Source organism: Mycobacterium sp. NGS41 (assembly GCF_059812725.1).
This window is the reverse complement of the sequence record NZ_JCALDF010000002.1, coordinates 116423-130708: the sequence shown is the minus strand read 5'-3', so window position 1 is coordinate 130708 and position 14286 is coordinate 116423. Positions and strand designations below refer to the sequence as shown.

The following is a 14286-nucleotide window of genomic DNA, read 5'->3' as shown; positions in this document are numbered from 1 at the left end:
GCCGGGCGCAGCGGGTCACGGCCATCGGACCTAATATGGCCGGCGCAGCAACACCTGGAATCGCCGCGCTGGTCAAAGCCAATGTGCCGCATGAGGTCTTGCACTTCGAGGTCATCAGCGACCTGTCGGACTCCGGCGAATTCGCTCCCGAACAGGTTTTCAAAACCCTGATTATCGCGCTGCCCCACGGGCTGGCTGTCGCGATCGTGCCCGTGCCGTCGAAGCTGTCGCTCAAAGCGGCTGCCGCGGCGCTTGGCGTGACTAAAGCCAGCATGGCCGAACCCGCCGCAGCCGAGCGATCCACCGGCTACGTCGTCGGCGGCATCTCGCCCTTCGGTCAACGCAAGCGGTTGCGGACTGTGGTGGACAGCTCGGCGCTGAACTGGGACCGGGTGCTGTGCAGCGCGGGCAAGCGGCATTGGGACGTCGCGGTGGCTCCGCAGGACCTGATCCGGTTGACCGACGCGATCACCTGGGACATCCGGGCCTGAGGGCGAGCAGACGCAAAAGCTCCCGACACGCCGTGGTTTTTGGGGCTTTTGCGTCTGCTCGCGCTCACACCTGAATCATGGCCTTTCTCCGGCCTCAAGCAGGAACTTCTCGATGACGGGAGCGAGTTCGGCCGCGTTGTGCACCAGGTCGATATGCCCGCCGTCATGCAAGTGCAGGCGAGAATGCGGCAGCAAGGTGTTCAGGATGTGGGCGTTGACCACCGGGATGATCGGATCGTCGGTGCCCGCCACGATCAACGTCTGCTGTCGTACCGCGGGCAGCGCGAACAGACTGGTCCACACCGCGCCCGCCAGCAGTTGATGCAGGTAGCCGACCCTCGATCCGGCATGCAGCTGTCGGACGAACAGTTGCGCCACGTCGTCACCATGAGCACGGACGGTGCCGCCGTAGAGCTCACCGGCAATGGACGCGGCGTACTCGGGGTCCGAGAACCGGCGTGGGGTAACCATTTTCGCCAGAATGCGCGGGTGAGCGGGCACCATCACCGCACCGGTACCCGTCGCCACCAGCACCAGGCGCCGGCATCGGCGCGGATTCTGGAAGGCGAACTGCTGCGCAAGGGCCCCGCCCCAGGACAGCCCGAGCAAATCCACCACGCCGAAACCCAACTTGGACAGCACCCGGCCGAGGACCCAGGCCAGGTAGGGAAACCCATAGGGGGCAATGGAAGTGGGCGATCCGCCGGTGCCCGGCACGTCGAACCTGACTACCGTGCAATCCAACTGCTCGACGAGCGGATCGAGCACCTCAAGGCTGGCGCCGATACCGTTGCACAACACCAGCGGCACGCCGGTTCCACGGTGCACGTTCACCCGGATGCGCTGTCCGCCGGCGTTGACGTAGCTCTCCTCGCCGATGGTGCTGGACGGCACCGCCCTGATGTGGGTGCTGCGCATGGCTCTCATTTCTCCATCACGTAGCTGCCCGGCGCTGGGCCCAGCGGCGGGAAGCCTTCCCCACCAAGTGCTTTCGGAGCATCGATCTCCGAGCCGCTGCGTTCGGCCATCCACGCCACATAGTCCGGCCACCACGAGTCGGGGAACTTCTGAGCGGATTCCAGCCACTGTTCGGGAGCTTCCGCATCGACGGGGCCCGTTCGGAACGATGCCTTCGGGTTACCCGGCGGGTTGACCAACGCCGCGATGTGCCCGCTGGTGGACAGCACGTAGCGATTGTCTTTGCTGCCGAGCAGGCGCGCACTGCGATAGGTCGCCTGCCACGGGGAAATGTGGTCGGCCACCCCGCCTATAACGTATGAGTCGGACGCGACCTTGCTCAGGTCGACGGGGGTGCCGAGCATGCTGACCGCGCCAGGGGTGACGAGCGCATTGTGCAGCCCCATCAGCACCATGTCGCGATGCAACGCGGCGGCCATCCGGGTGGTGTCGGCATTCCAGAACAACACGTCGAACGCGGCGGGCTTGCGGCCCTGCACATAGTTGTTCACCACATAACGCCACACCAGGTCGGTGGGCCGCAGCCAGGCGAACATCTCCGCCATGTCGCGCCCGTCGAGGTAACCCTTCTTGGCCGACACTCGAATCGCTGCCTGCGCTGCGCGGTCGCTCATTGCCGCGACTGCGAAGCCGGCCCGCGTCTCATCCAGCACGGTGACCGCCAGGTTCAGACCCGCGACCCGGTCGCCCTCGCCGATCTCAGCGAGATGGGCCGCGACCATCGCCGCCAGGATGCCGCCCGAGCAGGTGGCCAGCAGGTGAGTACTGTCGGTGCCGGCGATCTTCTGCACCGCGTCCATCGCCTCCACGATCGCCGCGCCGTAGGCATCGAAACCCCAATCCCGATGACGCGCTTGCGGATTGCGCCATGACATCACGAAGACCTGCTGACCCTGCTGGACGAAGTGCTCGATCATGCTGCGCCCAGGCGCAATGTCCATGACGTAGTACTTGTTGATCACCGGCGGCACCATCAGCAACGGAATGGAGCGGACCTTGGGGGTCTGCGGGGCGTACTGGATCAATTCGAACATCGAGGTTTGCAGCACCACAGCGCCTTTGGTGACGGCCACGGTCTCCCCCACCGCAAAGGCGTCGGGCTCGACCATCGCGGGCACCCGCGGCTTCGACAGCATGTCGCGGGCCAAGGCTTTCGCGCCCCGGACGGCGCTCAGTCCGCCCGTGTCGATCAGTGCCTTCCAGCCCAGCGGGCTGATCAGCGGATTGTTGCTGGGCGCCAGGCCCTCGACAAAGTTGTCCACGACGAACTGCATTCTCTCGTTGTCGCGCCAGTCGAGCTCGGCGTCGGCGAGCAGCCCCTGCGCAGTCTCGGCACCGACCAGATAGGCCTGCATGATTCGCTGCAGCAGAGGATTCTGTTGCCACGCAGGGTCGGCGAACCGCTTGTCGGTGCGCGCCGGAGCGCGGTGCGACTTGCCCGCGACGATGCCGCCGAGTTCGCGGGTAAGCGTGGCGGTGCGGCCCGCAACGGCCCCGGGTTTTTGCACGAGGTTGGCGGCGACGCGGGACCAGGTGGCGTTGGGCATCATCCGGCTGACGAACGGGCGGGTGGCGCTGGTGAGCAGCAAGTCGAGCGGTGCAGCCAGCTCGTCCGGCTTTGTGGTTTGATTCGAGGTTCCAGCCATGGCTATCAGGTACTTTCGGTTGTCGGAACGGGTCCCTCTTTGGGAAAAACGATGTCGCGCTTCTGGACCTTTCCGGTGGGTCCCTTGGGCAGCTCATCGACGAGCCAGACCTGGCGCGGGTACTTGTATGCGGCTACCCGCTCCTTGACGTAATCGCGCAACTCGTCAGGTGTGGCGGCGGCGTCTTGTTTGAGAGCGACTGCGGCGCCGACGTCCTCGCCGAGGGAGTCGTGCGGGATGCCGACGACGGCGGCCTCGGCCACCGCCGGATGCTCGTAGAGCACTTCCTCGATCTCGCGGGGATACACGTTGTAGCCGCCTCGGATGATCATGTCTTTGGTGCGGTCGACGATGTAGAAGTAGCCGTCCTCGTCGACACGCCCGACGTCGCCGGTATTGAGCCAGCCGTCGGACGTGATCGTGGCTTTGGTCGCCTCGGGCAGGTTCCAGTAGCCCTTCATGATGTTGTGCCCACGTATCTGGATCTCGCCGGTCTCGCCTTGTGGTACCTCGGCTCCGTCCAGGTCCACCACCCGCATCTCGACGCCCTCAACGGGGGTGCCGATCGAGCCCGCCTTCCGCGGCCGGTCCGGATGATTGAACGAGGCGACCGGCGAGCTCTCGGACAAGCCATAGCCCTCGAGAACGGTGCAGCCGAAGGCGTTTTCGAAGTCGTTGAGGACCTGCACAGGTAGCGAAGCACCACCAGACATGCAGGCCCGCAGACTCCGCGTGGCCTCCGCCGCGGTCTCGTCGGCGATGCTCAGCAACGCCGAATACATGGTGGGCACGCCCTCGAACACCGTTACGCCGTCGCGCTCGATCAGCTCGATCGCCTTACGCGGGTCGAATCTCGGCAGCAGGGTCAGCGTCGCTCCGGCCAGCACTGAGGCGTTCAGCCCGCCGGTCAGGCCGAACACGTGGAACAGCGGGAGGCAGCCCATGACCACGTCGTCGGGACTGATTTGCACCAGCGTACGGACGCAGACGTCGGCGTTGCGGCTCATATTGCCGTGGGTGAGCATGGCGCCCTTGGGTTTTCCCGTGGTGCCCGACGTGTGCAGGATGACGGCGACCTCGTCGTCGTCACGCTCCGCCGGAGCCACCTGGGCGGGCAGATCGGCGGTCAACTCGCCCAGCCCGGCGTCGTCGACGAGCCAGCACTGAGCGCCAACCTCGGCGGCGCCGGCGGTGGCCTCGTCGGCGAAGGCGGGTGTCGCGAACAATGCCTTGGCGCCGCTGTTGGAGAGGTAAAAGGAAACCTCGCGGGATTTGAGAAGCGGATTCATCGGGACCGCTATCGCGCCGCGATACATGATTCCGTAAAACGCGATCGCGAATGCCAGTGTGTTGGGCAACATCAGGCCAACGCGGTCGCCTGGTTCGACCCCGGCCTGCTCCAGCAGCGTCGCGACGCGGGCGGCGGCAGAGTCGAATTCGGTGAAAGTGAGCTGCAGATCGTCACAGCGCAGAGCGGTGCGGTCGGGGTGGCGATCTTTCGATGCAACAAGATTGGCGCTCAGTGCGGTCATAGTTGCCTCCGGGAGAGTTCTTTTCGTGCGTATTTCAATGGTGGTTCGAGCACCGGCACGGCACAATGTGCTGGCAAACAACAACGCGGGTGTCTCGGTGTAGCCGCTCACACCCACAGGTTCAGCGGATTAAGGCTCGGGTTTGCCGCCCGCACCACAAAGTCATCGAGAATGCAACGGCCAGAACCATTTTCGGCTCATCGTCTCATCGCGGGCAGTAGCGACCGGTTAACCGGGAACGGCCGCGCCAGATCGGACGCTGGCGGCGGCGATGGCGCCGGCCGTCCGGTGCGCCAGCGCCATGATCGAGATCATCGGGTTGGCGCCGGCTGGGGTGGGGAAGGCGCTGCCGTCTCCGATCCACACGCCAGGCGTGTCGTGCAACTCCCCGAACGGACCGGCCACGCTGGTGGCCGGGTCGGTGCCCATCCGGCAGGTGCCCATCAAGTGAGCCGAAAACAGCCGGAAGCCGCCGAACCGCAACGGGATGCTTCTCAGGGCGGCTATGAAAGCGTCTAGGTCCTCGCCGCGCCGCCAGCGCGGCGCCCCGGCGGCGATCGGGTGGATTTCGCGCGCCCCGGCCGCATGGTGTAGCCGGACCATGCTCTCGATCGCCAGGTAGGTGTTGCGCACATCCATCTCGTCGGTCACCGCATAGTCCACGAGGGCCTGGCCTGATGCGTCCAGGGTTACCTGGCCGCTGCCGTGGTCACGCAGCAGACCAATGAAGATCGAGCCGTATCGGAGCTGTTCGGCCGTTGCCCGGTGTTGAGTGGCGTTGACGAAGGGCAGCGCCGCGCCGAAAAGCCCCGGCGCATACTGCACTCCCTCGATGAGGAAGCCGTAACCGTCCTCGACATCGGCGAACTGATCGACCAGAGCGGTCATCGGAGCCCCCCACCAGGCTCGCTGGTCTTCGTCGTAGAGGCCCAGGCAGAACGTCACGGGGTGCACGCGCAGGTAGCGACCCACCGCCGGGCCGCCCAGGCCCGAGCGCAGCAATAGCGCCGGGGACTCCAGCGCGCCGGCTGCCACGACGACTTGCTCAGCCCGCACCACCACCCTCGCGCGGCGGCCGGTGTGCGGCTCGGTCCAGATTGCCTCGACCCCGGCGGCACCACCGTTTTCGACCAGTACCCGTTCGGCGAAACAGTTGGTCACAATCTTGGCGCCCGCCGCGAACGCGTCCACCAAGTAGGTGGCGGCGGTGTCCTGCTTCGCCCCGCACTGCTCGCCGAAGCCCATGTATCCGGCGTGTGCCGGGTCGTAGCATGCGGGGTCGGCGTTGCGCAGCAGCGCCGGAAGGAACGACCACCCCAACGACTCGGAGCCCTCCTGCATCCGCTGGTGCGGGCCGTTGAGGTCGCTGCAGCCGTCGTTGGCGGAAATCCGTTGCAGCACCGCGTCGAGATGGGCGTCGAACTCTGGGCCATCCACGTCGCTCAGGCCGTATTCGCGGGCCCACTGCCGGCGCACCCAGGCCGGCGTGCGCAGGCAGTTGGTCCAGTTGACTCGAGTGCCGCCGCCGAGTGTGGCGCCGGCGAGCAGGGTCATGTCGAAGTTGGCCGTCTGCTGGGGGCCGCCGCGCCAATACATGCGCTGATACGCCGACAGTTCAAGCTGGTCGAAGTCGGCCTCGTTGAAGTAGCCGCCGGCTTCCAGCACCACCGTGCGCAATCCCTGTTTGGCCAGCACACCGGCGATCACCCCGCCCCCGGCGCCCGAACCCACGATCACCACATCGGTTTCCAGCTCCAGGTCCTCGGCGCCGTCGGGTGCCAGCGGAACGATCGGCTTCGGTGTGACGGGCGGGACGGACAGCGGACCCGGATAGCCGAAGGTACGCCAGTTGGGGTTCTGGCCGGTCGCATCCGGCATCCCGTAGTACAGCAACAGCGTCATCTGCCGCAACGCGGCCACACCCATGGCGGCCAGCGGACCACCATCGTTGGCCATGCTGTGCAGCATGTGCTCGCGTTCGGGTTGGGCTGCGTCGGCGAAGCCCTGCGCGGCCAGGCCGTCGAGCAGGCCGAACAGCCCCGCCCGATTATCCGCGGGCAGTGTTGCGATCAGCAGTTCCATTGCCTGTGGCACACCGAGGTCAGCCGCCGAGCGGGCCCAAAAGCCATCGGGATCCGGCTGGTGGTCGATGCTGGGCACTAATGCGTCCGCGACAGCCTGCAGGACAGCGCGCCGCGTCTGATCGAATCCGGTCATTTGCGCCTCATTTCGTACTCGGATGCCCAGGCGGAATCTCCGGACAATCGCTCGGCTGGCTTCCATGGTGATCCGCCACCCACCCAAAAGCGATGGTGGCGGGAACAATGGGACCCTGTCCGCACTGTGAACGCTCACATTCGGACCGGCCACCGGCCTATGGTTTGAGGGTGACCGCCGCACCCCACACCGACGGCATCCGCCGTGCCGGCGCAGCCGATCCGCACGTCGTCGAGCTCGGCAGACTCATGCTGGCCCGAGCGCCGAAACTGGGAATGACGATGGCGGATCTGCTTTGCCGGGAGATCGACGCGTACCGCGACGGCACCGTCGTCACTAAGCAGCGGGTTGCCGAAAGTTGTGTTGCGAACGTGACATTCATCTTCGACTCGCTCACCGGGAACGCCGATCCCGATGTCACACCTGCCGAGCAGACCGGCACCGAGCGTGCGCTCGCCGGTGTGCCGCTGCCGGCGGTGATGACCGCCTACCGGATGGGTTTCCGCTACATGTGGGAGGAGACCCTCGCCACCGCGCGGGCCGCGGCTACGCCCACCGAATCGATCTTGGACGCCACCGCACAGATTTTCACTGCGCAGGACACCTTCACTCAGGCGATGGCCAGCGCCTACCGTCAACAACTGACGACGCAGATCGTAGAGCGCGAGGAAGAGCGATCGGCATTGGTGGAAGCGCTGCTGTCCCGACGGATGACCGACCGGCAGAGCCTATGGGAGGCGGCAGATCTGTTGCGGCTGCCTACTTCTGGGCCATATGTGGTCGTTGCGGCCGAGGTGCCCGCGATCGGAAAGCTGGGATTGCCCACCATCGAGAACAAGCTGTCCGCCCGCGATATCCAGTCGGCGTGGCGCCTCCTGCCCGACCTACAGGTGGGAATCGTCCACCTGCGCGGCTCGGCACCGTCCGAGATCCTCGGCACGCTTGTCGAGGTGCTCCGGCAAGCCGCTACCGCCCGCGTCGGCATAAGTCCGTTGTTCTGCGAGTTGGCCGAGACCACTGACGCGCTGCGATATGCGCGCCTGGCGGTCAGCGGGAAGTCGTCCGCGGACTCGCTCGTCACCGTCTTCGACGACACCCCGCTCGCCGTCGCGGCGGTCAGCGCGCCCGAGGTCATGACGAAGATCAAGGCCTCGTTACTGAAGCGAGTGGACGAACTGCCTGCCGAGGAACGCACGGTGCTGCTCGACACCTTCCAGGCGTGGCTGCAGGCGGGCGGCTCTGCCAACGAGACCGCTGCGATGATCTATTGCCATCCGAATACGGTGCGCCACCGGCTGCGCCGCATCGAGCAGTTGACCGACCGATCCCTTTCGCGGCCAAGGGATCTCGCCGAACTGTGTCTGGCGTTCGAGGTCGAGCGGCGACTGCCGTAGGTACGCCTCGCGGCGACGGCCGCTTTGTCGCCTGAAAACAAAACCACGGCGGAACTTGGTTGGTTCGGGACATCACACCGGTGAGCTGGTGCCGATAACTTTCCGTGTCGAGCGCAACGCGGCGCTTCCGATTTAGAAGGTTTCACAACCACCCCCACGTGCCGCTACGCGGAGAAATGTGAGCAAATCATGTCCACCGTCATCATGTCCTACCTGACCATCCTCGGCATGCTCGTCCTGACCACGTTCCCGGTGCTCATCCCGGCGGTCATCACCGGTGTCCACGCCGTCGTCCGGCGGACCCGGCAACCGGCTTAAATCCGCGAGAGCCGTTATTTCGGTTGTAGAACCGCGGCGCCGTACCAATGACAGGCGAGCAACGCGAGCTCAACGTCGAGGCGGTCGCTGCCGATATCGCGGCCGCGCCGGGCAACGGCGCGGCCCACTCGGTACTTCACCGAGTTGAAGTGCATGTTGAGTTCTTCGGCCGCCACCTTGTAGCTGGAGCCGCATCCCAGATACACCCGCAAGGTCTCGCGCAGCCGGGCGTCGTTGTCGGTATCGCCGGCGAGATCGCCGAGCACTCCGACCACCCACTCGCGGGTGCCGGCGACTGAGCCTGAGAAGCCGCCGAGTCGCGCAACCACGGACAAGCCGGGGTCACTCGCGGCGATCACCGTCGGCGGGCTCCGATCACTGGCGATCGCGACGTCGCGGGCCTCGGCTGCCTGGCGGTGTGAGCGGCGAAAGCCTTCGACCCCGTCGGCAGTGGTCCCGATCGCCACGCTGGGTGAGTCCGGTCGGGTCTGCGCGAACCGGCGAATCGTCTCCACGGCATCGTCAGCCGTTGTCCGATAGGGCAGCCAGCCCCAGCCCGAGCTGCGATCGGTGGCGACGAAAAGCGGGTTGGCGTCGACACCGGCGGCTTCGCCCAGTTCCCGGAGAAATCGCTGCAACCGGGGAAGTTGGTCAACCTCGGCGCCCTGGTCCGGGTACCACAACACCAAGCCCAGGTGGTGCCACTGCAGCGGATAGCGGATCGAGGTGGTGGCCGCGTCAACGTCGATGCCCTTGGTTGCGGCCAGGATCTCGCGCACCCGCACGCCGCGAAGAGTGTTCTGGTTTTCCAGCCATCGTTCGCGTTCGTCCTCGTAGATGGCGACGACTTGCTGCGACATCCAGTCGATGTAGCTGAAGATCGCGGCACTCATGGCCTCGATCACCGCCACCCGCATCGATTCGGGGATGTCGGTCCCACGCAATTCGGCGAAAATCAGCTCGTTCATCCGGCGCTGACCAAGCCGATAGGCGCGCACCAGGGCGTTCACCGGCACCCCGTGCTGAGCCAAGCGGCGTGCGTACTCCAGTGCCGCGGTGGGCGCCTCGACACGCTCGACGGCGATGTCGTAGCGCAGCGCATGCAACATCGTGTCCACGTTGCCCTCGATGCTGGACACGAGCAGCTCCATGATCAGCGGGTCGCGCCGGCGCAAATCAGGAATCTGGTCCGCGAGCACACGATGAATCTCCGACGTCACGTCAACCAGCCGACCGTGCAATTGGGCGGCGATCTCGGCGACGTAGCGGTTCACCTCGACCTGGACATTCGGGTCATCGAGGCGTTGCTTGCTCACCCTTCTGACGGTAGCCGCTACGGCTGTCTTCAAGCGATAACAGCGCTGGCCGGTTTTGTCGATCGGCGACTGTATGGCGCCGCATCCAATTCCTAACGTTGCCGGCATCTTCTTTTCGACCGAGGGGTCAGCACAACCATAGGAGCGAAGACCATGGCACTCACCCAACCCCATCTCCCCGCCGTCGATCCGGATGCGTTTCTGCGCAAGCCGCTGATGGAGCGGATGCGGATCCTGGCCGCCGATTGGGCCGAAAACGGCTTCGGCTCACCGCGGCTGGTCCACCTGATCTACATCGTGAAGCTGGTCGTGTTCTTCGCGATCGGCGGCACCACCGTGGCTACCGCGACGTCGGGGCTACCGGCGTTCTGGCACGTGACGGAATGGTGGAACCAGCCCATCGTCTACCAGAAAGTCGTCTTGTGGACCGTGCTGCTCGAGGCCATCGGTGTCGCCGGATCGTGGGGTCCGCTGGCCGGCAAGGTCAAGCCGATGACCGGCGGCATCCTGTTCTGGGCTCGGCCGGGCACCATTCGGCTGCGGCCGTGGAAGTGGGTGCCGTTCACCAACGGTGACCGGCGCACCTGGTTCGACATCGGGCTGTATCTGGCCCTGCTGACCAGCCTGGCCGCCGCACTGCTGCGACCCGGGGTGCACAGTGACTCATTGTCAAAGATGTTGCCGGAAAACGTGTCCGGGCTGGTGAATCCGGTGCTGCTGGTGGCGCCGATCGCGCTACTGGTTCTGATCGGACTGCGAGACAAGACCATCTTCCTGGCCGCCCGCGGCGAGCAATACTTCCCGGCGCTGGTCTTCTTCGCCGTGCTGCCCTTCACCGACATGATCGTTGCGCTGAAGATGCTGATCGTGGTGGTGTGGGTCGGAGCCGGCTTCTCGAAGTTCGGCAAGCACTTCTCCAACGTCATTCCGCCGATGGTCAGCAACAGCCCGTTCATCCCGTCCAAGTGGCTCAAGCGGGCGCAGTACCGCGACTTCCCGCGCGACATGCGGCCGTCGCGGGTGGCCGACTTCATGGCGCACATCAACGGCACCTTCGTCGAGATCGTCGCACCGCTGATCCTGTTCTTCTCCACGAACAAGTGGCTGACGCTGGCCGCGGCGTTACTCATGGTGGGGTTCCACCTGTTCATAATCTCGACCTTCCCGCTGGCCGTGCCGCTGGAGTGGAACGTCGTATTCGCTTACACCACAGTGTTTTTGTTCCTCGGCTTTCCCGCATGGCAGGGCTACTACATCACCGACATGTCCTCGCCGTGGATTACGGCAGCGCTACTGGCGGCTCTGCTGTTCTTCCCGGTGCTGGGTAACGTGCGGCCGGACAAGGTCTCCTTCCTGCCGTCGCTGCGGCAGTACGCCGGCAACTGGGCATCTGCCGTGTGGGCGTTCGCGCCGGGCGCCGAGGCAAAGCTGAACCGGCTCACCCGCTCGGCCGGCAATCAGGTCGACCAGTTCGTCGCATTCGGTTACGAAAAGCAGTGGGCGGAGATCACCTGCCAGAAGACCATCGCCTGGCGCACCATGCACAGCCAGGGCCGCGGTCTGTTCTCGCTGCTGATCAGCCGCCTGCCCGACATCGACACCCGGACCGTGCGGGAAGGCGAGTTCTTATGCAACTCTACGATCGGGTTCAACTTCGGTGACGGTCACCTGCACAATGAAGACTTGATCCAAGCCGTGCAGAGTCAAGCCGAATTCGAGCCGGGCGAGTGTGTCATCGCCTGGGTGGAGTCGGAGGCCGTGGGCAGCGGCGTTCAGCACTACCGGCTGATCGACGCCGCCCTGGGAGTCATCGAGCGCGGGACCTGGAAGGTGGCCGACGCGGTCTCCGAACAGCCCTGGCTGCCCAATGGCCCCATCCCGACGCAGGTGAGTTGGTCGCTGCGCGACGGGGTGAATGTGGCGCCGCGCGGCGGCAGGCAGGAAGCATTGACATGAGCACAGCAGTGGTGGTGGGCGGCGGGCCGAATGGGCTCGCCGCCGCCATTTCCCTGGCCTCCGAAGGCGTACAGGTCACCGTGTTGGAGGCCGCCGACACGGTCGGCGGGGGTGTCCGCAGCAGCGAAGCGATCGTTCCCGGCCTGCTGCACGACCACTGCTCGGCCATCCACCCGATGGCTGTCGGCTCGCGGTTCCTCGCCGAGTCCGGGCTGCAGCGGTACGGCCTGTCATGGCGCTGGCCGGAGATCGATTGCGTACACCCCCTCGACGACGGCAGCGCGGGCGTGTTGTACCGCTCGGTGGAGCAGACCGCCGCCGATCTCGGCCGTGACGGATCTCGATGGCGATTAGCGTTCGGCTACCCGGCGGCGCGGTTCGACACGTTGAGCGACGACATCATGGGGCCGCTGCTCCGGTTGCCGCACCACCCGCTTGCGTTGGCCCGCTTCGGGGCACCCACCGTGTTGCCCGCGTCGACGTTCGCGCGGCTGTTCCGTACCCGCGAGGGACGGGCATTGTTCGGAGGTGTTGCGGCCCATGCCTTCCGGCCGCTGCACTACCCGATGACCACGGCCATCGGGATGGGCATCATCGCGGCGGGTCATCGGCACGGCTGGGCGGTGGCCGAAGGTGGATCGCAGTCGATCACCAACGCGATGGTGGCGCTGCTGGGCGAACTGGGCGGCAAGATCGAGACGGGCGTCCGGGTCGAGACGTTGTCGCAGTTGCCGCCGGCGGACATCACGATGTTCGATCTGGCGCCCAGCGCGGTCGCCGGCATTCTGGGCGACCGCCTACCACGCCGGATTTCGCGCGCGTTCACCAGATTCCGGCGGGCTCCGGGTGCGTTCAAAGTCGACTTCGCTGTCGAGGGCGGCGTGCCATGGACAAATCCGGACGCCCACCGGGCCGGCACGGTGCATCTGGCCGGGACCTACGCCGAACTTGCCGCGACCGAACGGGAGATACATGCCGGGCGGATGCCCGAGCGGCCGTTCGTGCTGATCGGGCAGCAGTATCTGGCCGACCCGCAACGCTCGGTGGGCAACATCCACCCCGTGTGGAGCTACGCGCATGTGCCCAACGGTTACACCGGCGACGCGACCGAGGCCATCATCGCCCAAATCGAACGGTTCGCACCCGGTTTCCGGGACCGTATCGTCGGCAAGGCTGTTCGCTCGACCACGGAGATGGCCGACTACAACCTCAACTATGTCGGCGGCGACATCATGACCGGCGCCAAAGACATTCGTCAGCTGACATTCGGTCCGCGAATCACGCTGTCGCCCTACATTCTTGGCGTGCCGGGCATGTACATCTGCTCGGCGGCCACCCCGCCGGGGCCCGGCGCGCACGGCATGTGTGGCGTTAACGCCGCCAAGCTCGCCCTGAAGTATCTCGCGAAGTAGCTCTCCCCCGCGCGCCCTAAAAAACCACGACCACTTTGTCGGCAGCACCCGGCGTGCTGGCCAGCTCCAGCGCCTCGCCGACGTTGCCGAAAGGAACGGTATGGCTGACGATCAGCGCATACTTCTCCCAGTTTGCGACGAGATCTTTTGTAACCTCGAAGATCTCGTCAGGGTAGCCCATCGATCCGATGATGGTGATCTCGTTGCTCATCACGTTGACGAACTCGACCGGCACCGGCTCCTTATGAACGCCGACGATGCCCAGGGTGGCGCCCCGCTGCGCGGCCGCCAACGCCGTGGTGACGGCCCCGGCAGCGCCGGCACAGTCGAGATAGATATCGGTGCCGGCCTTGCCTGGGAATATCGAGTTACCCTCGCCGTGTAGTTCGGCGAGGCGCTGCACGACGTTCTGGTCGGCGGAGTTGATGACGGCGTCGGCACCGAGCTGCAGCGCCTTGTCCAGCCGAGCCGGAATCAGATCCGCAACTACAACATGGGCCACACCAACGGATTTGAAGGCCAGCGTCGCGCCTAGCCCGATCGGCCCGGCCCCAAACACCACGACCTTGTCCGACGGTTTGGGATTACAGCGATTGACGCCGTGGCGCGCGACGGCCATCGGCTCGTTGAGCGCGGCGACCTGCCACGGGACGTGGCTGGGAATGACCTCCAAACTGGTTCCGCGAACGGCGTTTTCGATGAGCAGATAGTCGGCGAGCGCTCCGGTGGCCCCGCCGTTGCCGATGATGCCGCTGGGCGCGACCATCGGGTTGACAACGACGTGATCGCCGACCCTGACACCGGATACGCCCGACCCGACCTCGACGACCTCGCCCGCGGGTTCGTGTCCCAGCGGGGTGTGCCCGTGGCGGGGCGGAAGGCCGCCGACGGTGATGTAAAACGCGTCGGAGCCGCAAATCCCACAGGCGCGCATTCGCACAAGTACGTCGTTGGGGCCAGCCTGGGGACGGTCGACCTCGACAACCTCGGTCCTGCCCGGACCGGTAACCATCGACACTTTCATTT

The 14286-nt window shown here is 65.7% G+C and carries 11 protein-coding genes; 5 read left to right on the top strand and 6 right to left on the bottom strand.

Annotated elements, in window-relative coordinates; translation table 11 throughout:
• Window positions 1-35 precede the first annotated feature (35 nt).
• Window positions 36-491, top strand: a complete 456-nt coding sequence (locus AC5Y21_RS02775) for an aminoacyl-tRNA deacylase (protein ID WP_499909188.1) — start codon at window positions 36-38, stop codon at window positions 489-491.
• 75 nt (window positions 492-566) lie between these two features.
• Here the strand turns inward: AC5Y21_RS02775 and AC5Y21_RS02770 are convergent, their stop codons facing one another.
• From AC5Y21_RS02770 to AC5Y21_RS02755, 4 genes are all read right to left on the bottom strand, one after another.
• Window positions 567-1409, bottom strand: a complete 843-nt coding sequence (locus AC5Y21_RS02770; protein ID WP_499909186.1) for an alpha/beta fold hydrolase — start codon at window positions 1407-1409, stop codon at window positions 567-569.
• A 5-nt stretch (window positions 1410-1414) separates the two neighbouring features.
• Complete coding sequence (locus tag AC5Y21_RS02765) at window positions 1415-3115, bottom strand: PHA/PHB synthase family protein (RefSeq protein WP_499909184.1); 1701 nt, start codon at window positions 3113-3115, stop codon at window positions 1415-1417.
• 5 nt (window positions 3116-3120) lie between these two features.
• A complete protein-coding gene (locus tag AC5Y21_RS02760; RefSeq protein ID WP_499909182.1) occupies window positions 3121-4647 on the bottom strand; it encodes a long-chain-fatty-acid--CoA ligase in 1527 nt (508 codons plus the stop codon).
• A 228-nt stretch (window positions 4648-4875) separates the two neighbouring features.
• Window positions 4876-6864, bottom strand: a complete 1989-nt coding sequence (locus AC5Y21_RS02755) for a GMC family oxidoreductase N-terminal domain-containing protein (protein WP_499909180.1) — start codon at window positions 6862-6864, stop codon at window positions 4876-4878.
• Window positions 6865-7034: 170 nt separating this feature from the next.
• Between AC5Y21_RS02755 and AC5Y21_RS02750 the strand changes: the two genes are divergently transcribed.
• Together AC5Y21_RS02750 and AC5Y21_RS02745 are read left to right on the top strand one after the other, a co-directional pair.
• Complete coding sequence (locus AC5Y21_RS02750) at window positions 7035-8258, top strand: PucR family transcriptional regulator (RefSeq protein ID WP_499909178.1); 1224 nt, start codon at window positions 7035-7037, stop codon at window positions 8256-8258.
• A 189-nt stretch (window positions 8259-8447) separates the two neighbouring features.
• Window positions 8448-8576 carry a hypothetical protein gene (locus tag AC5Y21_RS02745; RefSeq protein WP_499909176.1) on the top strand — a complete coding sequence of 43 codons (129 nt, stop codon included), beginning with the start codon at window positions 8448-8450 and terminating at the stop codon, window positions 8574-8576.
• A 14-nt stretch (window positions 8577-8590) separates the two neighbouring features.
• On the opposite strand, the gene AC5Y21_RS02740 is transcribed toward AC5Y21_RS02745, so the two are convergent.
• Complete coding sequence (locus AC5Y21_RS02740; RefSeq protein ID WP_499909174.1) at window positions 8591-9892, bottom strand: PucR family transcriptional regulator; 1302 nt, start codon at window positions 9890-9892, stop codon at window positions 8591-8593.
• A 153-nt stretch (window positions 9893-10045) separates the two neighbouring features.
• Here AC5Y21_RS02740 and AC5Y21_RS02735 point away from each other — a divergent pair, with 153 nt between their 5' ends.
• Window positions 10046-11848, top strand: a complete 1803-nt coding sequence (locus AC5Y21_RS02735) for a DUF3556 domain-containing protein (RefSeq protein ID WP_499909172.1) — start codon at window positions 10046-10048, stop codon at window positions 11846-11848.
• Window positions 11845-13260 carry a phytoene desaturase family protein gene (locus AC5Y21_RS02730; protein WP_499909170.1) on the top strand — a complete coding sequence of 472 codons (1416 nt, stop codon included), beginning with the start codon at window positions 11845-11847 and terminating at the stop codon, window positions 13258-13260. Before AC5Y21_RS02735 ends, AC5Y21_RS02730 begins: the two co-directional genes overlap by 4 nt.
• Window positions 13261-13276: 16 nt before the next feature.
• On the opposite strand, the gene AC5Y21_RS02725 is transcribed toward AC5Y21_RS02730, so the two are convergent.
• On the bottom strand, window positions 13277-14284 hold the full coding sequence (locus AC5Y21_RS02725; RefSeq protein WP_499909565.1) for a zinc-dependent alcohol dehydrogenase: 1008 nt from the start codon (window positions 14282-14284) through the stop codon (window positions 13277-13279).
• Window positions 14285-14286: the final 2 nt, after the last annotated feature.

What these genes read in the sequence shown, in the direction of transcription:
- AC5Y21_RS02775 (WP_499909188.1), top strand. Translation starts at nt 36, where the DNA reads ATGGCCGGCGCAGCAACACCTGGAATCGCCGCGCTGGTCAAAGCCAAT.
- AC5Y21_RS02770 (WP_499909186.1), bottom strand. Translation starts at nt 1,409, where the DNA reads ATGCGCAGCACCCACATCAGGGCGGTGCCGTCCAGCACCATCGGCGAG.
- AC5Y21_RS02765 (WP_499909184.1), bottom strand. Translation starts at nt 3,115, where the DNA reads ATGGCTGGAACCTCGAATCAAACCACAAAGCCGGACGAGCTGGCTGCA.
- AC5Y21_RS02760 (WP_499909182.1), bottom strand. Translation starts at nt 4,647, where the DNA reads ATGACCGCACTGAGCGCCAATCTTGTTGCATCGAAAGATCGCCACCCC.
- AC5Y21_RS02755 (WP_499909180.1), bottom strand. Translation starts at nt 6,864, where the DNA reads ATGACCGGATTCGATCAGACGCGGCGCGCTGTCCTGCAGGCTGTCGCG.
- AC5Y21_RS02745 (WP_499909176.1), top strand. Translation starts at nt 8,448, where the DNA reads ATGTCCACCGTCATCATGTCCTACCTGACCATCCTCGGCATGCTCGTC.
- AC5Y21_RS02735 (WP_499909172.1), top strand. Translation starts at nt 10,046, where the DNA reads ATGGCACTCACCCAACCCCATCTCCCCGCCGTCGATCCGGATGCGTTT.
- AC5Y21_RS02730 (WP_499909170.1), top strand. Translation starts at nt 11,845, where the DNA reads ATGAGCACAGCAGTGGTGGTGGGCGGCGGGCCGAATGGGCTCGCCGCC.
- AC5Y21_RS02725 (WP_499909565.1), bottom strand. Translation starts at nt 14,284, where the DNA reads ATGAAAGTGTCGATGGTTACCGGTCCGGGCAGGACCGAGGTTGTCGAG.